Here is a 22,265-nt window from a genome sequence, read left to right as displayed (position 1 = left end):
GTCCGTCGTCGGACGGTGCTCGTACGGGCAGTGTTCGCGACCAGGGGACGGATGGGACCGCGCAGTGCGGGGCTACGAACGCCAGGACAGCCACCGGCCTGACGACCACCTCTCGCGGTTCGAGGCCGAGATGGACCGGCTGAAGACCGAGCGGGAGAAGGCCGTCCAGCACGCCGAGGACCTCGGCTACCAGGTCGAGGTGCTGCGCGCCAAGCTGCACGAGGCGCGCCGCAACCTCGCGACGCGCCCTGCCTACGATGCCGCGGACATCGGCTACCAGGCCGAACAGCTGCTGCGCAACGCGCAGATGCAGGCCGAACAGCTGCGCACGGACGCCGAGCGCGAGCTGCGCGACGCCCGTGCCCAGACCCAGCGCATCCTCCAGGAGCACGCCGAGCACCAGGCCCGGCTCCAGGCCGAGCTGCACACGGAGGCGGTCACCCGCCGCCAGCGGCTCGACCAGGAGCTGGCCGAGCGGCGTGCGACCGTCGAGTCGCACGTCAACGAGAACGTGGCGTGGGCCGAGCAGCTGCGGGCGAGGACCGAGGCGCAGGCCCGGCGCCTGCTCGAAGAGTCGCGCGCCGAGAGCGAGGCGGCGCTGGCCGCCGCCCGCGCGGAGGCCGCCCGGGTCGCCGAGGAGACCAGGCAACGGCTCGGCTCCGAGGCCGAGTCGGCCCGTACGGAAGCCGAAGCGACCTTGCTGCGCGCCCGCAAGGACGCCGAGCGGCTCCTCAACGCCGCCTCCACGCAGGCCCAGGAGGCCACCTCCCACGCCGAGCAGCTGCGCTCGTCCACCACCGCCGAGTCCGACCAGGCGCGCCAGCAGGCGGCCGAGCTGAGCCGGACCGCCGAGCAGCGGATGCAGGAGGCCGAGTCGGCGCTGCGCGAGGCGCGCGCCGAGGCCGAGAAGGTGCTGGCCGAGGCGAAGGAGTCGGCGGCCAAGCAGCTCGCGGGCGCCGAGTCCGCCAACGAGCAGCGCACCCGTACCGCCAGGACCGAGATCGCCCGGCTCGTCGCCGAGGCGACCAAGGACTCCGAGGCGCTCAAGTCGGAGGCCGAGCAGGCGCTCGCCGACGCGCGCGCCAAGGCCGAGGGGCTGGTCTCCGAGGCCGCCGAGAAGGCTCGTACCAGCGCGGCCGAGGACACCGCCGCCCAGCTCGCCAAGGCCGCCCGGGCCGCCGAGGAGGTGCTCACCAAGGCGTCCGCGGACGCCCAGGAGACCACCCGCAAGGCGTCCGAGGAGGCCGAGCGGATCCGCCGCGAGGCGGACGCCGAGGCGGACCGGCTGCGCTCGCAGGCCGAGGAGCGAGCCGACGAGCTCAAGGGCGCGGCGAAGGACGACACCAAGGAGTACCGGGCCAAGACGGTCGAGCTGCAGGAGGAGGCGCGCAGGCTGCGCGGCGAGGCCGAGCAGCTGCGGGCCGAGGCGGTCGCCGAGGGCGAGCGCATCCGCGGCGAGGCCCGCCGCGAGGGCGTCCAGCAGATCGAGGAGGCGGCCAGGACCGCCGAGGAGCTGCTGACCAAGGCGAAGTCCGACGCGGAGGAGCTGCGCACCTCCGCCGGGGCGGAGTCGGAGCGGGTCCGCGGCGAGGCCATGGAGCGCGCGACGACGCTGCGCAAGCAGGCCGAGGAGACCCTGGAGCGCACCCGGGCCGAGGCCGAGCGGCTGCGCGCGGAGGCCGAGGAGCAGGCCGAGGCGGTCAGGACGGCCGCCGAGCAGGCTTCCGCCAAGCTGCGCGCGGAGACCGAGCGGGCCGTCGCCGCCCGCCAGGCGGACGCCGCCGACGAGTTGACGCGGCTGCACACCGAGGCCGAGCAGCGGCACGCCTCCGCCGAGCAGGCGCTGACCGAGGCGCGCGGCGAGAGCGAGCGGATCCGGCGCGAGGCCGGCGAGGAGACCGAGCGGCTCCGTACGGAGGCCGCCGAGCGCGTCCGTACGCTCCAGGCGCAGGCCGAGCAGGAGGCCGAGCGGCTGCGCACCGAGGCGGCCGCCGACTCCTCGACCGCCCGCGCCGAGGCGGAGGGCGCGGCCGTACGGCTGCGGTCCGAGGCGGCCGCGGAGGCCGAGCGCCTCAAGTCCGAGGCGCAGGACACCGCCGACCGGATGCGCGCGGAGGCCGCGGCCGCCGCCGAGCGGGTGGGCGCCGAGGCCGCCGAGGCGCTCGCCGCCGCCCAGGAGGAGGCCGCGCGCCGGCGCCGCGAGGCGGAGGAGACGCTGGACTCGGCGCGTACCGAGGCCGGTTCGGAGCGGGCGCAGGCCCGCGAGCAGAGCGAGGAGCTGCTGGCCTCCGCCCGCAAGCGGGTGGAGGAGGCGCAGGCCGAGGCGCAGCGGCTCGGCGAGGAGGCCGACCGGCGCGCCACCGAGCTGGTGGCGGCCGCCGAGCAGACCGCCCAGCAGGTGCGGGACTCGGTGTCGGGGCTGCGCGAGGAGGCCGAGCAGGAGATCTCCGGGCTGCGCTCGACGGCCGAGCACGTGGCGGAGCGTACGAAGACGGAGGCGCAGGAGGAGGCGGACCGGCTCCGCGCCGACGCGCACTCCGAGCGCGAGCGCGCCGCGGAGGACGCCCAGCGCATCCGCACCCGGGCGCAGGAGGAGTCGGAGGCCGCCAGGGAGCTGGCCGAGCGGACCGTCGCGGACGCCATCGCCGAGGCGGACAAGGCGCGTTCGGACGCGTCGGAGTACGCGCAGCGGATGCGCACCGAGGCCTCCGACGCGCTGGCCTCGTCCGAGCAGGACGCCTCGCGCACCCGGGCGGACGCCCGCGAGGACGCCAACCGCATCCGGAACGACGCCGCGAGCCAGGCCGACCGCCTGGTCACCGAGGCGACCGCGGAGGCCGAGCGGCTCGCCGCCGAGTCGACGGCCACGGCCGAGCGGCTGGTGGCTCAGGCTCAGCAGCTGCACGACGAGGGCCAGTCGGAGCACGACCGGCTGCTCGCGGAGGCCACCGCCCACGCCGAGCGCACCACGTCCGAGGCCGACACGTACGCGGAGCTCGTCACCACCGAGGCGCGCGCGGACGCGAGTTCGGTCCTGAGCGCCGCGGCCGCCGAGGCCGAGCAGACGGTCGCGGACGCCCGCGAGCAGGGCGAGCAGATCCTCACCGAGGCGCGTACGGAGTCCGAGCGGCTGCTCGACGAGGCCCGCCAGGCCGCCGACAAGCGCCGTTCGGACGCGGCCGAGCAGGCGGACCAGCTCATCGCCGAGGCGAGCAGCGAGGCCGAGCGGGTGCTCACCGAGGCGAACGGGGAGGCGGAGCGGCTGCGCGCCGAGGCCGCCGAGACCGTGGGCTCCGCCCAGCAGGCCTCGACGCGGATCCGCGCGGAAGCCGAGAAGAGCCGTGCCCGGGCCGAGGAGGCCGCCGAGAAGACCCGTACCGAGGCCCGCGAGGAGTCCGACCGGCTGCTCGACGAGACGCGTACGGCGGCGGCCAAGCGCCGTTCGGACGCGGCCGAGCAGGCGGACCAGCTCATCGCCAAGGCCCAGGAGGAGGCGCTGCTCGCGGCCACACTGGCCGAGGAGCAGGCCGACACGATGGTCGGCGCGGCCCGCAAGGAGGCCGAGCGGATCGTCGCCGAGGCGACCGTGGACGGCAACTCCCTGGTGGAGAAGTCCCGTACGGACGCGGACGAGCTGCTGGCCGGGGCGCGCGCGGACGCGACGGCCATAAGGGAGCGCACCGAGGAGGTGCGCGCGCGGACCGAGTCGGAGATCGAGGAACTGCACGAGCGGGCCCGGCGGGAGAGCGCCGAGCAGATGAAGACGGCGGGCGAGCGCGTCGACAAGCTGGTCACGGCCGCCACCGAGCAGACGACGCAGGCCGAGACGAAGGCCAAGGAGCTTCTTTCGGACGCCAACTCCGAGGCGAGCAAGGTGCGTATCGCGGCCGTGAAGAAGGCCGAGGCGCTGCTCAAGGAGGCGGAGACCAAGAAGGCCGAGCTGATCCGCGAGGCGACGAAGCTGCGCGACGAAGCGGCGGCGGAGGCCCGGCGCACGGTCGACGAGGGCAAGCACGAACTGGACGTGCTGGTCCGGCGCCGCGCGGACATCAATGCCGAGATCTCCCGTGTCCAGGACGTACTTGAGGCGTTGGAATCTTTCGAGACACCGTCCTCCGGCGGTAAGGAGGCCGCCAAGGCGGGCGCGGCGGCCGGCGGAACCCGTTCGAGTGGCAAGTCTTCGGAGGGGTAGCCACTCAAAAGGCTGGACATTCTCCAGATCAAACGGGCATACGCTCGATGACACGCCGCCTGGGCCCCTAGGATTCCCCTATCACCTCACCGGTCTCATTCGACAGGAACCCCATGAGCGACACTTCCTCCCCCTTCGGCTTCGAGCTCGTGCGGCGTGGTTACGACCGCGGTCAGGTGGACGACCGCATTACCAAGATCGTCTCCGACCGCGACAGCGCTCTCGCACGGATCACTTCTCTGGAAAAGCGCATCGAGGAACTGCACCTCGAAACGCAGAACGCCCAGGCCCAGGTGAGCGACGCGGAGCCGTCGTACGCGGGCCTCGGCGCGCGGGTCGAAAAGATCCTGCGGCTCGCCGAGGAAGAGGCGAAGGACCTGCGCGAGGAGGCCCGCCGCGCTGCCGAACAGCACCGCGAGCTGGCCGAGTCGGCGGCCCAGCAGGTGCGCAACGACGCTGAATCGTTTGCTGCCGAGCGCAAGTCGAAGGCGGAGGACGAGGGCGTCCGGATCGTCGAGAAGGCGAAGGGTGACGCCTCCACGCTGCGTTCCGAGGCGCAGAAGGACGCGCAGTCCAAGCGCGAGGAGGCGGACGCCCTCTTCGAGGAGACCCGCGCCAAGGCCGCCCAGGCCGCCGCGGACTTCGAGACGAACCTCGCCAAGCGCCGCGAGCAGTCCGAGCGCGACCTGGCGTCGCGTCAGGCCAAGGCGGAGAAGCGTCTCGCCGAGATCGAGCACCGCGCCGAGCAGCTGCGCCTGGAGGCCGAGAAGCTGCGTACGGACGCGGAGCGCCGGGCCCGTCAGACGGTCGAGACGGCCCAGCGCCAGGCCGAGGACATCGTGGCGGACGCCAACGCCAAGGCCGACCGCATCCGTTCGGAATCCGAGCGCGAGCTGGCGGCGCTCACCAACCGCCGCGACTCGATCAACGCGCAGCTGACCAACGTCCGCGAGATGCTGGCGACCCTGACGGGTGCGGCGGTCGCGGCGGCCGGCTCCCCGGTCGACGACGAGCCCGTCTCGCGCGGCGTCCCGGCACAGCAGTCCCGCTAGTCCCGTTGGTGCCGCAGCTCCTCCCCCGTGGGCTGCGTTCGTACGGTCGAGAGCCCCTCGCCACTCCGGTGGCGGGGGGCTTTGTCCGCCTTTAGCGTGGCGACATGATCGAGCTAGCCGGTCTCACCAAGCGCTTCGGTTCCAAGACCGCGGTCGACGACCTGTCGTTCCAGGTCAGACCGGGTGTGGTGACCGGCTTCCTGGGCCCGAACGGCGCCGGCAAGTCCACCACCATGCGCATGATGCTCGATCTCGACAACCCGACCAGCGGCACCGTGCGCATCGACGGCCGGCACTACCGCGACCTCGACGAGCCGCTGAAGTACATCGGCGCGCTGCTCGACGCCAAGTCGATGCACGGCGGCCGCAGCGCGTACAACAACCTGCTGTGCCTGGCGCAGTCGAACCGGATCCCCGAGCGCCGGGTCGCGGAGGTGCTGGACACGGTCGGTCTGACGGCCGTGGCGAAGAAGAAGTCGAAGGGGTTCTCGCTCGGCATGGGCCAGCGCCTCGGAATCGCCTCCGCACTGCTCGGCGACCCCGAGATCCTGATGTTCGACGAACCCGTCAATGGTCTGGACCCCGAGGGAATTCACTGGATCCGCAATCTCATGAAAGCCCTCGCGGCGGAGGGCAGAACGATCTTCGTCTCGTCTCACCTGATGAGCGAAATGGCGCTGACGGCGGATCATTTGATCGTCATCGGCCAGGGCCGACTGCTCGCCGATACATCGATGGCGGATTTCATTCGGCAGAATTCGCGGAGTTTCGTACGGCTGCGCTCACCGCAATGGGAACACCTGCTCGATGTGCTGGCGCGGGCCGGGGTCCCCGTGACCCAGACCGCCGACGGCGCCCTGGAGGTCGACAACGGCCGGATCGAGCGGCTCGGCGAGCTGGCCGCGCAGTACCAGATCGTGCTGCACGAGCTCTCCGGCCAGCAGGCCTCGCTGGAGGAGGCGTTCATGCGGATGACGGCCGGATCGGTGGAGTACCACGCGCACTCGGACACCGGCCACGGGCCGCCCCCGGCGCCCGCCGCCGACTGGGGCGAGAACTACCGGGCGAAGGCCCGGGGCGACGGCGAGGGGGTCTGACCCATGGCATCGGTACCCGCGGTCCTCAAGTCCGAGTGGACCAAGATCCGTTCGGTCTCCTCCACCTCCTGGACGCTGGTCTGCGCGCTCGTCGTCACGGTCGCGGTGAGCGCGGCCCTGTGCGCGCTGATGAAGTCGCAGTTCGACGACCTCAAGCCGGCCGAGCGGCTGACCTTCGACCCGACCTTCATCAGCTTCTCCGGGATGGTGCTCGGCCAGCTGGCGATGGTGGTGTTCGGCGTCCTGGTGGTCGGCACCGAGTACAGCTCGGGGATGATCCGCACCTCGCTCGCCGCCGTGCCGCAGCGGGCCACCTTCCTCTTCTCCAAGCTCCTGGTCGCCACCGTGCTCGCGCTGGTCGTGGGCCTGGCGACCAGCTTCCTGTCGTTCTTCCTCGGCCAGGCGCTGCTCGGCCCGCACCGCACCACCATCGGCGAGCCCAATGTGCTGCGCGCGGTCTTCGGGGCGGGCCTCTACATGGCGCTGATCGCGCTCTTCTCGATGGGCGTGGCCACGATGCTGCGCAGCTCGATGCTCTCGCTCGGCATCCTGATGCCGTTCTTCTTCCTGATCTCGCAGATCCTGTCGGCGGTGCCGGGCGCCAAGAAGGTGGCCCGCTACTTCCCCGACCAGGCGGGCTCCAAGATCATGCAGGTGGTGCCCAACGCGATGAACACCGAGCCGCCGCCGTACGGCCCCTGGGCCGGGCTCGGGATCATGGCGCTGTGGGTCGTCGCGGCGCTCGCGGGCGGCTACCTCGTCCTCAAGAAGCGCGACGCCTAGTCCATACACCGGACAAAACCCTACGTAACGTACGTCTCATCGCTTGGCCGGAACCGTAAACTCCTGGATAAGCTCCTCACTCATACGGGGGCACCCTGGCGATCGGCCACCGCCCCGACGACCCACACCGTCGATGGGGCTGGAGAATGATCGAGGCAGTCGGCCTGACGAAGCGCTACGGCGCCAAGACAGCCGTGTACAACCTTTCCTTCCAGGTGAGGCCGGGCGCCGTCACCGGCTTCCTGGGGCCCAACGGCTCCGGCAAGTCGACGACCATGCGCATGATCCTCGGCCTGGACCAGCCCACTTCCGGCCATGTCACCATCGGCGGCCACCCCTTCCGTACGCTCCCCAACGCGCCCCGCCAGGTCGGCGCGCTGCTCGACGCCAAGGCCGTGCACGGCGGCCGCAGCGCCCGCAACCACCTGCTCTCACTCGCCCAGCTCTCCGGCATCCCGGCCCGCCGGGTCGACGAGGTGCTCGGCGTCGTCGGCCTCCAGGAGGTCGCGGGCAAGCGCTCCAAGGGGTTCTCGCTCGGCATGGGCCAGCGGCTCGGCATCGCCGCGGCCCTCCTCGGCGACCCCCAGGTGCTGCTCTTCGACGAGCCGGTCAACGGCCTCGACCCCGAGGGCATCCTGTGGGTGCGCAACCTCATGAAGCGGCTCGCCGCCGAGGGCCGCACCGTCTTCGTCTCCTCGCACCTGATGAGCGAGATGGCGCTGACCGCCGACCACCTCATCGTGATCGGCCGCGGCCAGCTGCTCGCCGACATGAGCGTCAAGGACTTCATCTCGCACAACTCCGCCGACTTCGCGCGCGTGCGGACGCCCGAGCACACCGGCCGGGAGAAGCTGACGGCCGCGCTGACCGAGGCCGGCGGCCAGGTCATGCCGGAGCCGGACGGCGCCCTGCGGGTGACCGGCCTCGCGCTGCCGCGCATCAGCGACCTCGCGCACGGCGCGGACGTACGCCTGTGGGAGCTGTCGCCGCACCAGGCCTCCCTTGAGGAGGCGTACATGCGGATGACGCAGGGCGCGGTGGACTACCGCTCCACCGCCGACCAGAAGGCCGGTCTGATGCAGCCCGCGCCGCTCGGGTACCAGCCGCCGCAGGTGATCCCCGAGGTGCCGACGCAGGGCTGGTACGCCCCGCCGCCGCCCGGAGCGAACCCGTACGCGGCCCCCCAGGCCCCCGGACAGGCCCCACCGGCCCCGCAGGGCGCCCCCGCGGCCCCGGCGCAGGCGCCCGTGCCACAGGCCCCGGCCATGGCCCCGCAGCCCGCTCCGGCCGCCTCCGCCGCTCCCCCGGCCACCCATCCCGCCGCCGCGCCCGCCCCCGCCCTGACCAAGCCCGAGGACGCCCGATGACCACCCCCTACCAGCAGCAGGCACCGGGTGCGCCCTTCGGGACGTACACCTCGCCGATCCCGGTGCGGCCCGCCTCGCTCGGCGACGCGCTCGCCTCCGAGTGGACCAAGATCCGCTCGGTGCGCTCCACGATGTGGACGCTGGGCGTGCTCGTCGTGCTCGTGCTCGGCATCGGGCTCCTCGCGGCGGTCGCGGTCAACGCCTCCGACGCCGACATGGGCGACACCCCGCTGCTCGTCCTCGGCTTCTACGGCGTGCTGCTCGGCTCGATCTGCGTGATCACGCTCGGCGTGCTGACCATCGCCTCCGAGTACGGCACGGGGATGATCCGTACGACGCTGACCGCGTGCCCCAGCCGGGCCCGGATCCTCGCCGCCAAGTCGATCGTCTTCTTCCTGCTGTCGTTCGTCATCCTGACGCTCTCCACCGGCCTGGTGGCGATGCTGCAGACCGGGATGGTGGACGCCGTCAACCAGCCGACCGGCTCCGAGCTGTTCAAGGCGACGGTCGGCGTCAGCCTCTACGTCTCGACGCTCGGCCTGCTCTCGCTCGCGGTCGGCGCGCTGATCCGGCACTCGGCCGGCGCGATCACGGTCATGATCGGCGTGGTCCTGCTGCCGCTGGTGCTCGCGCTGTTCATGTTCGCGCCGTCGCTCGAATCGGTCCGCGAGGCCCTGTTCGAGTACTCGATCCCGAGCCAACTGGCCGTGTTCTACGGCCAGACGGTGAACGACTCGGGCCCGACCGGCTGGACGCCGCTGCTGATCCTGGGGGCAGTCACGGCCGCCGCGCTCGGCGGCGCGTTCGCGGCGCTGAACAACCGGGACGTGTGACCGCGACCTGAGCCCGCTAGTACCTGGGCGCGTTCCTGGACCGCTGCACCCTGCTGGTGCGGCGGTCCTTCGCGTTCCAGCAGGCCTTGTGCCAGTGCCTGCGGTCGTCCACTCCGCCGAACTCCGGCCAGGCCACCACGTGCGGGACACCGGAGGGGATCTCCTGGTCGCACCCCGGGCAGCGGTAGCGCTTGCCCTGCGCGCTCGCGCCGCTCACATGCCGGACGGACCACTCCTCGCCCTGGTAGGTCTCGGTGCGCTGGAGGCCGTAGCGCTCCCCCGCCCCGCCGGTCGGTTCGGTCGGCTGGTCGCCGCCCTTGGGGCGGTTGCGGCGCGGGGACACGGAAACACCTCACGGGGCCGGGCTGACGGACTGACTCCAGCGTAGGGCCACATGGCCCGGGTACCCGAACCGCACGAGCGTGGGACGGTAACTCGTACGAGGGACTTTTACCGGACTATCGCAAGAAGATTCCGCCGGGCCGTGCCCTTGGCACTTGTCAGGCGTTGTTGCCGGTAAGAGGGGGAGCCGCGTCGGCCGCGAGGAGGCAGAAGGCGATGCGCGTCGGAACTTTTGTACTGGCAGCCCAATTTCCGGGCCAGGGCCAGGGGGAGGCACTGCACAGAGCGGTGCGGTCCGCCGAGGTGGCCGAGGAAGCGGGCCTGGACGCGGTGTGGCTCGCCGAGCACCACTTCGTTCCGTACGGGGTGTGCCCGTCGGCGGTGACGCTGGCGGCACTGCTGCTCGGGCGCACGCGCCGGATCCGCGTCGGCACGGCGGTCAGCGTGCTGCCCAGCGCGCACCCGGTGGCGCTGGGCGAACAGGCGGCGCTGCTGCACCTGACGTCCGGCGGCCGGTTCTCGCTGGGAGTGGGCCGCGGCGGACCCTGGGTCGACCTGGAGGTCTTCGGCTCGGGTCTGCGGGCGTACGAGGAGGGGTTCCCGGAGTCCCTCGATCTGCTGCTGCGGTGGCTGACCGAACCCCGGGTGGCGAGTCTGGGCGAACGTTTCGCCTTCCGGGAGGTCCCGGTGGTGCCGAGGCCCGACGAGCTGCTCTCGGACGGTCCCGCGGGCCCCGAGGTCATCGTGGCGTGCACCTCGCCGAAGAGCGTCAAGCTGGCCGCCGAGCGGGGTCTGCCGATGCTGCTCGGGATGCACTGCGGTGACGAGGAGAAGGCGGAGATGGTCGCGCTGTGGCGGTCGCACGCGCTGGCGTCCGGCGTCTCACCGGAGGCGGTGGCGGCCGCGCCGCATGTGTCGGCCGGGGTGGCGCAGATCGAGGACCACCGCGCCCGGGCCAGCGAGACACTGCTCAAGGCGATGCCCGGCTGGCTGAAGCAGGGCCTCGACGCGCATGTGACGGTCGACGGCCGGCACCGCGCGATGCGCGACCCGGTGCTGTACACAGAACTGCTGTGCAGCCTCCACCCGGTCGGCACCCCGCGCCAGGCGGCGGACCGTATCGCGGCGACCTCGGAGAAGACGGGCATCACGCGCTTCGCCTTCCTGGTGGAGGGATCGGGAGACCTGACCGCGACGGAGGAGAACGTACGAAGGCTGGGCGCGGAAGTGCTGCCGCTGCTGGGGTGAGGCCCGAGGGGGGACGGCGCCGGAGGGGCGCGGGGACCCGGGGCCCCACAAGAGGCCGCCGCTCCGCATCAGTTGCACCTCCCGCGATGCGGAGCGGCGGCGAAGACGTCAGCAGTCCCTCAACTCCGGGGACTGGTTGAGCAGTTGACCCCGGACCGAGGTGAAGCGGGCAAGCCGCTCGTCGGCCGCCGGGTCCAAGGGGAACACCGCGACGCGGTGGCAGTTCTGGAACGCCAGACGGACACCGAAGTGCCGCTGGAGCGAACCGCGGATGGCGTCACTCGCGAGCGCACGAAGGAGCTGGCCGCGCGCCTGCTCGTCCGGCGGAGGCGTCTGGTTGTCGGCGAACTCGCCACCGTCCACCTTCAGCTGGGCCACCAGAGAACTGATCATCTCCCATGCGTACGGCAGGGAGGTCCGGACGCAGTCGACGAAATCGGCTTCGTCGACCTCGCCTCGCTCGGCCTGTTCGAGTAGGGCCGGTGAGACGTCGAGCGACATGGTTTCTCCTCTCGCGACCCCGGGGAGGGGGTCTTACGGCCAGGGAAAGGAACGAAGTCAGCCACGCAGCGTGCCTGACCGACAACCTCCCGCTTACACGGTAGGCGCGGCATGGTGGCTGCGACAGGTACTTGGCACGTAACCGGCCAATAACGAACAGTGCTTTGCCGGACGAATCGCGTTCGGCGGGGGGATTCGAGTAGCGTTGCCGACCATGCGTCTCGTCATCGCCCGCTGCTCCGTCGACTACGCGGGCCGCCTCACCGCCCATCTGCCCTCCGCCACCCGGCTGATCCTGGTGAAGGCGGACAACAGCGTCTCCATTCACGCGGACGACCGGGCGTACAAGCCCCTCAACTGGATGTCTCCGCCCTGCACCCTCAAGGAAGGGGCCGGGGACGACACCGGCGTCTGGACGGTGGTCAACAAGGCGGGCGAGAAGCTCATCATCACGATGGAGGAGATCCTCCACGACTCGTCGCACGAGCTGGGCGTGGACCCGGGCCTCATCAAGGACGGCGTGGAAGCGCACCTGCAGGAGCTGCTCGCGGACCGGATCGAGACGCTGGGCGAGGGGTACACGCTGATCCGCCGCGAGTACCCGACGGCGATCGGCCCGGTGGACATCCTGTGCCGGGACGCGTCCGGCGGGACGGTGGCGGTCGAGATCAAGCGGCGCGGTGAGATCGACGGGGTCGAGCAGCTCACGCGGTACCTGGAGCTGCTGAACCGGGATCCGCATCTGGCACCGGTGCGGGGGGTGTTCGCGGCGCAGGAGATCAAGCCGCAGGCGCGTGTGCTGGCGACGGACCGGGGGATCGGGTGCGTTGTCCTGGACTACAACGCGATGCGGGGCATCGAGGACGACAAACTCCGCCTGTTCTGACCCCTGGGCGACCCCCACCCCGCCCGTTCCCTTAACCCTCCGGGGGTGGGTGGGGGTGAGGGTGTCTTCCCGGGGGCTACGCCCCCGGACCCCTTTTGCGGGGCCTGCGGCCCCTGCACCCCGCTTTCGGGGCTCCGCCCCGGACCCCGCTCCTCAAACGCCGGAGGGGCTGAATGTGCCCGGGCCCCGCCCCTCGCACGCCGCCGGGGCTGGAGTTACCTAAGGGGCGCGGGGAACTGCGCGCCCAGCCACCACCCACCCGCAGACGAAGCCCCCGGCCGCCCGCCCAGGGCTTTAGGGAAGGGGCGGGGCGGGGCCTACGTCGTAGGCGACGCCGCCGGGCTTGGGGTTGTGGGGCCCGACGCGCTGTTGGTCGGGGGCGTGCCGCCGGACGAGCCGCCCGTGGTCGTCGGCGTGGACGCGGTCGGCGTCGGTGCGGGACTGGTCGGAGTCGGCGGCGACGACGTCGGGCTCGGCGGCTTCGTCGCCGACGGCTTGGTCGTCGGCGACGGGTGCCCCGGAACCGACGGCTTCGGCCCACCCGGCGACGTCGACGGCCCCGACGGCTTGCCCGACGGCGTAGACGGCCTCCCCGAAGGCGTAGTCGGGGACGACGGGCTGGGCGGGGACGACGGGGTCGTTCCCGGGGTGCCCGGCCTCGGGGTCGTCGGGGTCGCGGGAGCGTCCCCGGACCGGGGCGGGGACTCCGGCGTGGGCGTGTCCGCCGGGAGGCCCTCCTCGGCACCCCCCTCGTTCGCCGACTGCTGCTGCTCGACCTTGTCGCCGGGCGCATCGGAGCCGGACGTCGCGCTCAGCGTCACCACCGTGCCCAGGACCGCCGCGAGCACCGCCCCCGCGCCCGCCGCCACCAGGTTGCGACGCGTGCCGGTGAAGAGCGTCCGCTTCGCCGTCGGGGGCGTCGCGCCGGGGATCAGCACGGTGGGGGTGGCGTCCGGGGTGGGGACGCCGGCCGGGGGCGACTGGGACTCCTCGTAGCGCGCGGCGGGGACCTCGTCGCCGGACGGGGTGCGGCCGCCGGAGACCACCGGGCCGCCCGAGCGGTCCTCGACCAGGGCCAGCGCGCGGCGCCCCGCGACCGTGCCCCGCTTGTCGGAGAGCGCGCCCTTGAGGCCGATGGACGCCTCCAGTTCGGCACGGGCGCGGTCCACGTTTCCGGCGCAGAGTGCCAGGACGCCCAGTTCGTGGTGGAAGTAGGCCTCTTCCGCCACCTCGCCGGTGAGGCGGGCGGCGGCCGAGCCGATCCGCAGGGCACGCTCCCACGCCCCCCAGTGCAGCCCGGCCGCGAACGCGGGCGCCGCGCTGCGGGCGAGCTTGACGGCCGTGGCGGGGTGCGCGGGGTCGCCGCCGGGGACCAGCGCGCCCAGGGCCGCGAGGACCGCGTCCGCCTCGGCCGCCGCCCGCTCGGGCGTGACCGAGGGGTGCCCGGTCCACCAGGCGTAGTGCTGGGCGGCGGTGTGCGCCCGCTCCCCCGCGCCCTCCCCGTACCCGGCCGCCTCCAGCTGGGTGAGTACGCCCGCCGCGAGCCGGTAGCGCGTACCGACCGGGGAGAGCAGCCCGCAGCCGAGCAGTTCGCCGAGCGCGGCGTCCGCGTGGGTGTCCCCGACGAGCGCGGGCAGATGCGCCTGGTGCGGCACCTCGCCGCCGAGCGCGACGGCGAACCGCAGGGTCTCCCGGGAAGCCTGGCCGAGCCGGGCCGCGAGCGGCGCGGCGGGTGCGGCGCCCTCGCCGAGCGACGGCAGCGGCACTTCGCGGCCCTCGGCCGAGAAGACGGAGACGTCGGAGGGCTCGTCGACCGGCAGCCCGAACTCGTCGCGCGGGACGCCCTCGCCGCGCAGCCCGTCGCGCTGCCGCAGCAGCGAGCCCGCCTGGACGAACCGCAGCGGCAGGCCCTCCGACTCGAACCAGAGGTCGCCCGCCCAGTTGGCCTCGTCGTCGCTGAGCGGCCGGTCCACGGCCTGCTCAAGGAGTTCGAGGGAGGCGCTGCGCCCGAGCCCGGTCAGGAAGACCTCTTCGAGGTGCGACTCGGCGGGCGGCGCGGCCACCTCGGGCGTCGCGGCGAGCAGGAAGGCGCATTCGGGGGCCGCGGCGAGCAGCTCTTCGAGGGCGGCGCCGCCGAACTCCAGGTCGTCGACGAGGACGACCGCGCCGATCTCGCGTACCCGGTCGTGCAGCCCGGCCCGGTCGGGCCGGTGCAGCGGGGCGCGGTACACCGTGGCGTACAGCTCGTGCAGCAGTTCCTGGGGGGTGCGGCGGTGGCCGCTGAGGCGGACGACGCCGTCGGGCGCGAGCCGGGCGCAGTCGGCGGCCACCGCGTCGAGCAGGACCGTGCGCCCGGATCCGGCGGGCCCGGTGAGCCGTACCGAGCGGCCCCGGCCGAGCAGGCGCACCAGTCGCTCGCGCTCCTCGCCGCGCTCCAGGAGGACCGGCGCGGGCGAAGCGGGCCCGGCGGGCACCGGCGGCTTGAGCGCCCGTTCCCGGTCGGTGCGTTCGGCGGCGGACTGGCGTTCGGGGCGGCCGGGTATCTCGCCGGGCGGGCAGGCCTCGATCTCGCTGCCGTCGACGGGGTTGACGGTGAGCAGGAAGTCGCCCGAGACGAGCTGGACCGTGCGCGCGAGTGCGGCGGCGCGCGCTCCGAGCTCGGGGGTGACGGCGTCGCGGTCGCGCTCCTTGCGCGGTGCGGCGGCGCCCGCGCCGGTGCCCGGTCCGCCCTGCTCGTGATCGAACTCGTCCGGTCCCCGGGTGTCCATCGGGTTCATGGTGAAAGCCCCCCAGATGCGCCTGCGTAACCTTCCCCCCGGCCGCTACGCACTGCGCTGTCGTTCTGGTCCGGTACCCGCCGCAGGGATGTCGACCGGCGGGAGACCGCACCCTAAACCTTCGCCCAGTATCTCCGAACGGGCGGGGTGCCACCCCGCCCAGAGCGTCACAGTCCGGTGAGGATTGCGTGCGGAGGACCGGATTCCACATCACCTGCACAAGTGCCGCACAGGTCGTGCTCAAGTGGGCCGTACGAGCCTCGTACGGCGGTGGCGCCGCGCACGCTCACACGCGCGGCAGCGCCTCCGCGGCGATGCCGCCCTCGATGGCGAGGATGCGGTGCAGCCGGGTCGCCACCAGCAGGCGCTGCATCTGGGGCGGCACGCCCCGCAGCACGAGCCGCCGGCCGCAGCGGCCGGCCCGCCGGTGGGCGCCCATGATCACGCCGAGGCCCGTGGCATCCCAGGAGTCCAGCTCGGTCAGGTCGAGCACCAGATCGCCGGCTCCGTCGTCGACGGCCGAGTGCAGGACCGTACGGGCGTCCGCCGCGCTGCGGACGTCGAGGCGGCCCCCGACGACCAGCTCGACGTGGTCGCCCCTGATGTGCATATGTACTCCCCGGAGTGCTCCGTATGCCTGTCTGCCTGTCGTCTCTTACTGCACCAACTGACTGCACAGACCGCAGGGAAGTTGCCGTCTGTAAGCGAACCGATACCTAATTCACCCCATGGAGTGATTCCGGGGCGAGGGGAGGTGAGGGTGCGTCAATCAGTGCTTGTAGAAGCCCTGCCCGCTCTTGCGGCCGATGTCACCCGCGTCAACCATCCGGCGCATCAGCTCCGGCGGCGCGAACTTCTCGTCCTGGGACTCGGTGTAGATGTTGCTGGTGGCGTGGAGCAGGATGTCCACGCCGGTGAGGTCGGCGGTGGCCAGCGGGCCCATCGCGTGACCGAAGCCCAGCTTGCAGGCGAGGTCGATGTCCTCGGCGGTGGCCACGCCCGACTCGTACAGCTTGGCCGCCTCGACGACGAGCGCCGAGATCAGCCGGGTGGTGACGAAACCGGCGACGTCGCGGTTGACGACGATGCAGGTCTTGCCGACGGACTCGGCGAACTCCCGGGCGGTGGCCAGGGTTTCGTCGCTCGTCTTGTAGCCGCGCACCAGCTCGCAGAGCTGCATCATCGGGACCGGCGAGAAGAAGTGGACGCCGACGACCCGCTCGGGGTTCTCGGTGGCCGCCGCGATCTTGGTGATCGGGATGGCGGAGGTGTTGGAGGCGAGCACGGCGTCCGGACGCACGATCTTGTCGAGCGTACGGAAGATGTCGTGCTTGACCTCCAGCTTCTCGAAGACGGCCTCGACGACGATGTCCACGTCGGCGGCCGCGTCCAGGTCGGTCGTGGTGGTGATGCGGGCGAGCGCGGCCTCCGCGTCCTCGGCGGCCAGCTTGCCCTTGCTCACGAACTTGTCGTACGAGGCCTTGATGCCGTCGGTGCCACGGGCCAGCGCCGCGTCGGTGACGTCGCGCAGCACCACGTCCCAGCCCGCCTGGGCCGAGACCTGCGCGATGCCCGAACCCATGAGTCCGGCCCCGATGACGGCGAGCTTCCTGGCCACTTCACACCCCTTTGACGGCTTACTGATACGGCTCTCCGGCGGAGGCTATCGGCCGTGAGGCATCTTGGGAGCCGTAAGAGATGCGCGTCACGTCTCAGATGACGGACATCACACCAAGACGGGTGAGCGGCGTCTCACGGAGGGGCCCGGCGGTCCCCACCGGTCGTCCCGTACCGCGTACTTGGGCGGGCTTGGGCCGGGAATGTCCGTGGCTAGGCTGACCCCATGGTCAATCTGACGCGCATCTACACCCGTACCGGCGACAAGGGCACCACGGCCCTGGGCGACATGAGCCGTACGCCCAAGACGGATCTGCGGATCTCGGCGTACGCGGACACCAACGAGGCGAACGCGGTGATCGGCACGGCGATCGCGCTGGGCGGTCTGGAGGAGGAGGTCGTGCAGGTCCTCACCCGGGTCCAGAACGACCTGTTCGACGTGGGGGCGGATCTGTCCACGCCGGTGGTCGAGGACCCCAAGTACCCGCCGCTGCGGGTCGAGCAGTTCTACGTGGACCGCCTTGAGGCGGACTGCGACCGGTTCAACGAGCGGCTGGAGAAGCTCCGCAGCTTCATCCTGCCGGGCGGCACCCCGGGCGCGGCGCTGCTGCACCAGGCGTGCACGGTGGTCCGCCGCGCCGAGCGCTCGACGTGGGCGGCGCTGGAGGTGCACGGCGAGACGATGAATCCGCTGACCGCCACGTATCTGAACCGGCTGTCGGACCTGCTGTTCATCCTCGCGCGGACGGCGAACGTGGAGACCGGGGACGTGCTGTGGGTACCCGGCGGCGAGCGCTGACGTCTGCGGGGTTCAGCCTGCCCGGCGTTCGAGGGCTTTCGGGAAGGGGCGGGGTGGGGGCTAGAACAACCTCTTGCGCGACCGCGCCGCCTCCACCCGCTTGGGGAACAGCGTGTAGCTCAGCGCGATGACCAGGTTGATGCCGATCAGCCACAGCATCCGCTGCTGCCACATCCGCAGGGAGGCGACGTCCCCGTCGCCGCCCACGTACCAGATGCCGCCCTGGAGCAGCCCGATCGCGAGCGCGGCGGCGAGCACCCAGCGCCCGGCGGTCTTCCACTCGTGGACCGCGCGGGCCGCGCCGCCCGCCGGGGCCTTGGCGGGGCGCGGCCCGCCCGCGAAGCGGTGGGCGAACCAGGCGTCGCCCCACTTCACCATGGAGTGGCCCATCGCCACCGAGAACCCGATGTAGACGGCGGCGAGGCCATGCTTCCAGTCCGGCTCGGCGCCGTTCTTGAGGTCGATCACGGTGACGACGAGGAGCAGCACTTCGAGCAGCGGCTCACAGAGCAGGACCGCCACCGACGTCCTGGGCATCTTCGCGAAGTAGCGCAGCGCCAGGCCCCCGGCCAGCAGCACCCAGAAGCCGACCTCGCAGATGACGATCAGTGTGACGATCACGGCGTACCCCGTTCTCCGTTTCCCGTTTCCCGTTTCCCGAGCTCCTCGTTCGGACTCCCTTCCAGCGTCGGCCCGCGATCGGGCCCGCTCGTCGTCGGCAGTGAGGAAACGGCACTGCATCCTTCGGCGTATTCGATCGAGCGCGGGATCGCCCCGCACGTGGAGGCCCGGGCCCCCGGCCCCGTGTTTCATGGGAACGTGAAACGTTTTCCCCGCCCGCACCGCCATGACGTGATCATCGCCGTCGTCGGCCTGCTGACCGGCGTGGCGGGCTGGGCGCTCGGGCTGCACACCCAGGGCGGGCATCCGTTCGGCGGCGCCTGGGTGCTGCTGCCGCTGGCCGTGACGGCCGCCCTCGAACTCGTACGCCGGACCGCCCCGCGGTTCGCCCTGGTCACCGGCACCTTCGCGATCGTCGCGGACCAGTTCACGCTCGGCAACGTGGTGACGGTCCTGATGTTCACGGATCTGGTCTACGCGGCCGTCCTGTACGGCACCCCGGCCGCCGCCCGCCGCATCCCCGTCACCACCGGGCTGATCTCGGTGGGCGTTGCCATCGGCTTCGTGGCCTGGCTGCACAAGCCCGAGGCGCTGCTGATCGGCCTGATCACCGGACTGGTCTCGTTCGCGCCCGCCACCACCGGCGCGCTGGTGCGCAACCACCGCGACGCCGCCGACGCGGCGACCCTGCGCGCCGAACAGACCGCGCTGCTCGCCGAGGTCGACCGCACCCAGGCGGTGGTGGCCGAGCGCGCCCGGATGGCCCGCGAACTGCACGACATGGTCGCCAACCACCTCTCGGCGATCGCCATCCACTCCACCGCCGCGCTCTCCCTCGACGACCCGGCCACCACCCGCCAGGCGCTCACCGTGATCCGCGCGAACAGCGTGGACGGGCTCGCGGAGATGCGCCGGCTGATCGGGCTGCTGCGCGACAGCGGCGCCGGGCGCGCCCCGGCCGCGGCGCCCACGCTGGCCGGGCTCGACGCGCTGATCGCCCAGGCCCGTACGAACGGGGCGTCCAGCGGGCTCGACTTCGCCCTCGACGACACCCGGCCCGAGGGGACCGCGCTGCCCGCCCCGGTCGAGCTGGCCGCGTACCGGATCGTCCAGGAGTCGCTGACCAACGCCCTCAAGCACGCCTCGCCCGGCACGGTCACGGCGGCGCTCGCGCACACCGGGCGGGCGCTGACGGTCCGGGTGACCAGCCCGTACGGTGAGCGTCCGGGGCCGCGCGCGCCGGGCTCGGGCGCGGGTCTGGTCGGGATGCGGGAGCGGGCCGTGCTGCTCGGCGGGAGCTTCGAGTCCGGCCCCGAGCCGGACGAGGACGGCGCCAAGATCTGGCGGGTCCGGGCCGAACTGCCCATCAAGGAAAGCGAGTCGACCACATGACGATCCGGGTGCTGGTCGCGGAGGACCAGTCGTCGGTACGGGCCGGTCTGGTCCTGATCCTGGGCAGTGCCCCGGACATCGAGGTGGCCGGGGAGGCCGCCGACGGCGAGGAGGCGGTGCGGCTGGCCCGCGAACTGCGCCCGGACCTGGTGCTCATGGATGTGCAGATGCCCCGGCTCGACGGGGTGTCGGCGACCCGTCAGGTGGTCGCGGAGCAACTGGCCGATGTGCTGGTCCTGACGACGTTCGACCTCGACGAGTACGTCTTCGGGGCGCTGCGCGCGGGCGCGGCGGGGTTCCTGCTGAAGAACACCGAGGCGAGGGACCTGATCGAGGCGGTACGGACGGTGGCGCGCGGCGAGGGGCTGATCGCCCCGGCCGTCACCCGCCGGCTGATCGCGGAGTTCGCGGCTCCGGCGGCCAAGGCGCCCGCCGTGCCGCCGGCCGCCCTGGACGCGCTGACCCGCCGCGAGCGGGAGGTGCTTTCGTGCCTGGGCGAGGGTCTGTCGAACGCCGAGATCGCGGGGCGCCTTGCGATGGCGGAGGCCACGGTGAAGACCCATGTCAGCCGGTTGCTGGGGAAGCTGGAGCTGCGCAGCCGGGTCCAAGCGGCCGTACTGGCACAGGAGTTGGGTGTCTAGAGGTGGCTTCCGGCCGTTGGTCTGGACCTCTTGACGGTTGGTACAGACCTTTCTACGCTCACGGCACTGCTGTGTGAGCGTGCCACCGACACCGTGTGCTCCTCGACACCGTGTGCTCACCGGGCGGAGCAGGGTCCCACCCCCACACCCGTCGGACCTCACTCGGGAGCTTCCCTTGAGTCCTGCAACGCGCATCCGCACCCGCACCCGCTTCAGAACCAGAGCCGCAGCCACCCTGACCGCGCTGGCACTTCCCCTGGCCGCGCTCGTCGGCCTGGCCGGCGCCAGTCCCGCCGCGGCCGCCGCCTCGGCGACCGCCACCTACGCCAAGACCCAGGACTGGGGCTCCGGCTTCGGCGCCCAGTGGACCGTCAAGAACACCGGCACCACGACGCTCACCTCCTGGAACGTGGAGTGGGACTACCCCTCCGGTACGTCCGTGACCTCGTTCTGGGACGCGGACGTCACCCATGACGTCAACCACTGGACCGCCAAGAACAAGTCGTACAACGGCACCCTCGCGCCCGGCGCGAGCGTCACCTTCGGCTTCAACGGCGCGGGCTCCGGCGCCCCCTCCGGCTGCAAGCTCAACGGGGGTTCCTGCGACGGGAGTTCGACCCCGCCCGGCGACAGCCCGCCGTCCGCGCCGGGCACCCCGACGGCGAGCGGCGTCACCAACACCTCGGTGAACCTGTCGTGGACCGCCGCCACCGACGACAAGGGCGTCAAGAACTACGACGTCTACCGCGGCTCCGCGAAGATCGCCACGGTGACCGGCACGACGTACGCCGACTCGGGCCTCACCGCCGGGACGGCGTACACGTACAGCGTGACCGCGCGCGACACCGCCGACCAGACGGGCCCCTCCTCCGGGTCGGCCACCGTCACCACCACGGGCGGCGGCGGCAACCCGGACCCGGGCTCCACGGTCAAGCTCGGCTACTTCACCGACTGGGGCGTCTACCAGCGCAACTACCACGTCAAGAACATCGTCACCTCGGGCTCGGCGGCCAAGCTGACCCACATCAACTACGCGTTCGGCAACGTCACGGGCGGCCAGTGCGCCATCGGTGACGCCTACGCCGACTACCAGAAGACGTACGACGCCTCCTCCAGCGTCGACGGCACCGCCGACACCTGGGACCAGCCGGTCGCGGGCAACATCAACCAGCTGCGCGAGCTGAAGAAGAAGTACCCAGGCATCAAGGTGCTGTGGTCGTTCGGCGGCTGGACCTGGTCGGGCGGCTTCGGCGCGGCGGCCGCCAACCCCACGGCGTTCGCCAACTCCTGCTACTCCCTGGTCGAGGACCCGCGCTGGGCCGACGTCTTCGACGGCATCGACATCGACTGGGAGTACCCCAACGCCTGCGGCCTCTCCTGCGACACCAGCGGCCAGGCCTCCCTGAAGAACCTGCTGGCCGCGCTGCGGGCCAAGTTCGGCTCCTCCAACCTGGTCACCGCGGCCGTCACGGCCGACGGCTCCGCCAACGGCAAGATGGACCAGGCCGACTACGCCGGGGCCGCGCAGTACGTCGACTGGTACAACGTGATGACGTACGACTTCTTCGGCGCGTGGGACGCGAAGGGACCCACGGCCCCGCACTCCCCGCTCACCTCGTACAACGGCATCCCGATCGCGGGCTTCAACACGGACGCGGCGATCCAGAAGTACAAGGTCAAGGGGATCCCGGCGAGCAAGCTCAACCTGGGGATCGGGTTCTACGGGCGCGGCTGGACCGGTGTCACCCAGGACGCGCCGGGCGGTACGGCCACGGGGCCGGCCCCCGGGACGTACGAGCAGGGCATCGAGGACTACAAGGTCCTCAAGAGCACCTGCCCGGCGACGGGGACGATCGCGGGCACGGCATACGCCCGCTGCGGCTCCAACTGGTGGAGCTATGACACGCCGTCGACGATCACGGGGAAGATGTCGTACGTGAAGGCCCAGGGGTTGAAGGGGGCGTTCTTCTGGGAATTCAGCGGCGACACGTCCGGCGGTGAGCTGATCTCGGCGATCGACAGCGGCCTGAGGTAACCCGCTCCTGGTACGGCACCGGGCGGGCGGCCCGTCCCCGTCCCCCGGTGTCACCCTTCGCCTGCGGGCCGGTGGGGGCTGG

Annotated in this window: 18 protein-coding genes; 12 read left to right on the top strand and 6 right to left on the bottom strand. The window is 72.2% G+C overall.

The features are described from left to right. Window positions 1-64 precede the first annotated feature (64 nt). The 6 genes from scy (at window position 65) to OG965_RS27830 (ending at window position 9,324) form a co-directional block, all read left to right on the top strand. Window positions 65-4,192, top strand: a complete 4,128-nt coding sequence (gene scy, locus OG965_RS27855) for a polarized growth protein Scy (RefSeq protein ID WP_371654789.1) — start codon at window positions 65-67, stop codon at window positions 4,190-4,192. A gap of 113 nt (window positions 4,193-4,305) precedes the next feature. Beyond that, a complete protein-coding gene (locus tag OG965_RS27850; RefSeq protein ID WP_067163982.1) occupies window positions 4,306-5,244 on the top strand; it encodes a cellulose-binding protein in 939 nt (312 codons plus the stop codon). 104 nt (window positions 5,245-5,348) lie between these two features. Then, complete coding sequence (locus OG965_RS27845; protein WP_371654788.1) at window positions 5,349-6,341, top strand: ABC transporter ATP-binding protein; 993 nt, start codon at window positions 5,349-5,351, stop codon at window positions 6,339-6,341. A 3-nt stretch (window positions 6,342-6,344) separates the two neighbouring features. Continuing rightward, window positions 6,345-7,124: an ABC transporter permease subunit gene (locus tag OG965_RS27840; RefSeq protein WP_371654787.1), complete on the top strand. Its 780-nt coding sequence runs from the start codon at window positions 6,345-6,347 to the stop codon at window positions 7,122-7,124. Window positions 7,125-7,270: 146 nt separating this feature from the next. Continuing rightward, the gene (locus OG965_RS27835) at window positions 7,271-8,491 is read left to right on the top strand and encodes an ABC transporter ATP-binding protein (RefSeq protein ID WP_371654786.1); all 1,221 of its coding nucleotides are present in this window, start codon (window positions 7,271-7,273) and stop codon (window positions 8,489-8,491) included. Then, the gene (locus OG965_RS27830; protein ID WP_371654785.1) at window positions 8,488-9,324 is read left to right on the top strand and encodes an ABC transporter permease; all 837 of its coding nucleotides are present in this window, start codon (window positions 8,488-8,490) and stop codon (window positions 9,322-9,324) included. Before OG965_RS27835 ends, OG965_RS27830 begins: the two co-directional genes overlap by 4 nt. A gap of 16 nt (window positions 9,325-9,340) precedes the next feature. On the opposite strand, the gene OG965_RS27825 is transcribed toward OG965_RS27830, so the two are convergent. Beyond that, the gene (locus OG965_RS27825) at window positions 9,341-9,667 is read right to left on the bottom strand and encodes an ATP/GTP-binding protein (RefSeq protein ID WP_371654784.1); all 327 of its coding nucleotides are present in this window, start codon (window positions 9,665-9,667) and stop codon (window positions 9,341-9,343) included. Between the two features lie 215 nt (window positions 9,668-9,882). Between OG965_RS27825 and OG965_RS27820 the strand changes: the two genes are divergently transcribed. After that, window positions 9,883-10,914 carry an LLM class flavin-dependent oxidoreductase gene (locus OG965_RS27820; RefSeq protein ID WP_371654783.1) on the top strand — a complete coding sequence of 344 codons (1,032 nt, stop codon included), beginning with the start codon at window positions 9,883-9,885 and terminating at the stop codon, window positions 10,912-10,914. A 108-nt stretch (window positions 10,915-11,022) separates the two neighbouring features. On the opposite strand, the gene OG965_RS27815 is transcribed toward OG965_RS27820, so the two are convergent. After that, window positions 11,023-11,415 carry an SCO5389 family protein gene (locus OG965_RS27815; RefSeq protein ID WP_371654782.1) on the bottom strand — a complete coding sequence of 131 codons (393 nt, stop codon included), beginning with the start codon at window positions 11,413-11,415 and terminating at the stop codon, window positions 11,023-11,025. Window positions 11,416-11,629: 214 nt separating this feature from the next. On the opposite strand from OG965_RS27815, the gene nucS reads away from it, so the two are divergent. Beyond that, window positions 11,630-12,301 carry an endonuclease NucS gene (nucS, locus tag OG965_RS27810; protein WP_371654781.1) on the top strand — a complete coding sequence of 224 codons (672 nt, stop codon included), beginning with the start codon at window positions 11,630-11,632 and terminating at the stop codon, window positions 12,299-12,301. A gap of 317 nt (window positions 12,302-12,618) precedes the next feature. Here the strand turns inward: nucS and OG965_RS27805 are convergent, their stop codons facing one another. The 3 genes from OG965_RS27805 to OG965_RS27795 form a co-directional block, all read right to left on the bottom strand. Continuing rightward, a complete protein-coding gene (locus tag OG965_RS27805; RefSeq protein ID WP_371654780.1) occupies window positions 12,619-15,078 on the bottom strand; it encodes an ATP-binding protein in 2,460 nt (819 codons plus the stop codon). A 286-nt stretch (window positions 15,079-15,364) separates the two neighbouring features. Further along, entirely contained in the window at window positions 15,365-15,688 is a 324-nt protein-coding gene (locus OG965_RS27800) for an STAS domain-containing protein (protein WP_067163978.1), read from the bottom strand. Window positions 15,689-15,847: 159 nt separating this feature from the next. Then, window positions 15,848-16,696, bottom strand: coding sequence for a 3-hydroxyacyl-CoA dehydrogenase family protein (locus OG965_RS27795; RefSeq protein WP_371654779.1), 849 nt, complete (start codon window positions 16,694-16,696; stop codon window positions 15,848-15,850). A gap of 225 nt (window positions 16,697-16,921) precedes the next feature. Here OG965_RS27795 and OG965_RS27790 point away from each other — a divergent pair, with 225 nt between their 5' ends. Next, the gene (locus OG965_RS27790) at window positions 16,922-17,494 is read left to right on the top strand and encodes a cob(I)yrinic acid a,c-diamide adenosyltransferase (protein ID WP_371654778.1); all 573 of its coding nucleotides are present in this window, start codon (window positions 16,922-16,924) and stop codon (window positions 17,492-17,494) included. Between the two features lie 60 nt (window positions 17,495-17,554). Here OG965_RS27790 and OG965_RS27785 read toward each other — a convergent pair whose 3' ends face one another. Beyond that, complete coding sequence (locus OG965_RS27785; protein WP_371654777.1) at window positions 17,555-18,115, bottom strand: hypothetical protein; 561 nt, start codon at window positions 18,113-18,115, stop codon at window positions 17,555-17,557. A gap of 198 nt (window positions 18,116-18,313) precedes the next feature. Between OG965_RS27785 and OG965_RS27780 the strand changes: the two genes are divergently transcribed. The 3 genes from OG965_RS27780 (at window position 18,314) to OG965_RS27770 (ending at window position 22,183) form a co-directional block, all read left to right on the top strand. Beyond that, window positions 18,314-19,507, top strand: a complete 1,194-nt coding sequence (locus OG965_RS27780; protein ID WP_371654776.1) for a sensor histidine kinase — start codon at window positions 18,314-18,316, stop codon at window positions 19,505-19,507. Then, window positions 19,504-20,148 carry a response regulator gene (locus OG965_RS27775; protein ID WP_371654775.1) on the top strand — a complete coding sequence of 215 codons (645 nt, stop codon included), beginning with the start codon at window positions 19,504-19,506 and terminating at the stop codon, window positions 20,146-20,148. The genes OG965_RS27780 and OG965_RS27775 overlap by 4 nt, the downstream gene beginning before the upstream one ends. 175 nt (window positions 20,149-20,323) lie before the next feature. Continuing rightward, window positions 20,324-22,183: a glycosyl hydrolase family 18 protein gene (locus OG965_RS27770; protein ID WP_371654774.1), complete on the top strand. Its 1,860-nt coding sequence runs from the start codon at window positions 20,324-20,326 to the stop codon at window positions 22,181-22,183. The last annotated feature ends 82 nt before the right edge of the window (window positions 22,184-22,265 follow it).

The organism is Streptomyces sp. NBC_00224 (assembly GCF_041435195.1).
GTDB lineage: Bacteria > Actinomycetota > Actinomycetes > Streptomycetales > Streptomycetaceae > Streptomyces.
Note: the sequence above shows the minus strand (reverse complement) of the source record. Positions and strands in the feature narration are given on the sequence as shown.

Coding starts and splice junctions, on each gene's coding strand:
- OG965_RS27850 (WP_067163982.1), top strand. CDS start 4,306: ATGAGCGACACTTCCTCCCCCTTCGGCTTCGAGCTCGTGCGGCGTGGT.
- OG965_RS27845 (WP_371654788.1), top strand. CDS start 5,349: ATGATCGAGCTAGCCGGTCTCACCAAGCGCTTCGGTTCCAAGACCGCG.
- OG965_RS27840 (WP_371654787.1), top strand. CDS start 6,345: ATGGCATCGGTACCCGCGGTCCTCAAGTCCGAGTGGACCAAGATCCGT.
- OG965_RS27835 (WP_371654786.1), top strand. CDS start 7,271: ATGATCGAGGCAGTCGGCCTGACGAAGCGCTACGGCGCCAAGACAGCC.
- OG965_RS27830 (WP_371654785.1), top strand. CDS start 8,488: ATGACCACCCCCTACCAGCAGCAGGCACCGGGTGCGCCCTTCGGGACG.
- OG965_RS27820 (WP_371654783.1), top strand. CDS start 9,883: ATGCGCGTCGGAACTTTTGTACTGGCAGCCCAATTTCCGGGCCAGGGC.
- OG965_RS27815 (WP_371654782.1), bottom strand. CDS start 11,415: ATGTCGCTCGACGTCTCACCGGCCCTACTCGAACAGGCCGAGCGAGGC.
- nucS (WP_371654781.1), top strand. CDS start 11,630: ATGCGTCTCGTCATCGCCCGCTGCTCCGTCGACTACGCGGGCCGCCTC.
- OG965_RS27805 (WP_371654780.1), bottom strand. CDS start 15,078: ATGAACCCGATGGACACCCGGGGACCGGACGAGTTCGATCACGAGCAG.
- OG965_RS27800 (WP_067163978.1), bottom strand. CDS start 15,688: ATGCACATCAGGGGCGACCACGTCGAGCTGGTCGTCGGGGGCCGCCTC.
- OG965_RS27790 (WP_371654778.1), top strand. CDS start 16,922: ATGGTCAATCTGACGCGCATCTACACCCGTACCGGCGACAAGGGCACC.
- OG965_RS27775 (WP_371654775.1), top strand. CDS start 19,504: ATGACGATCCGGGTGCTGGTCGCGGAGGACCAGTCGTCGGTACGGGCC.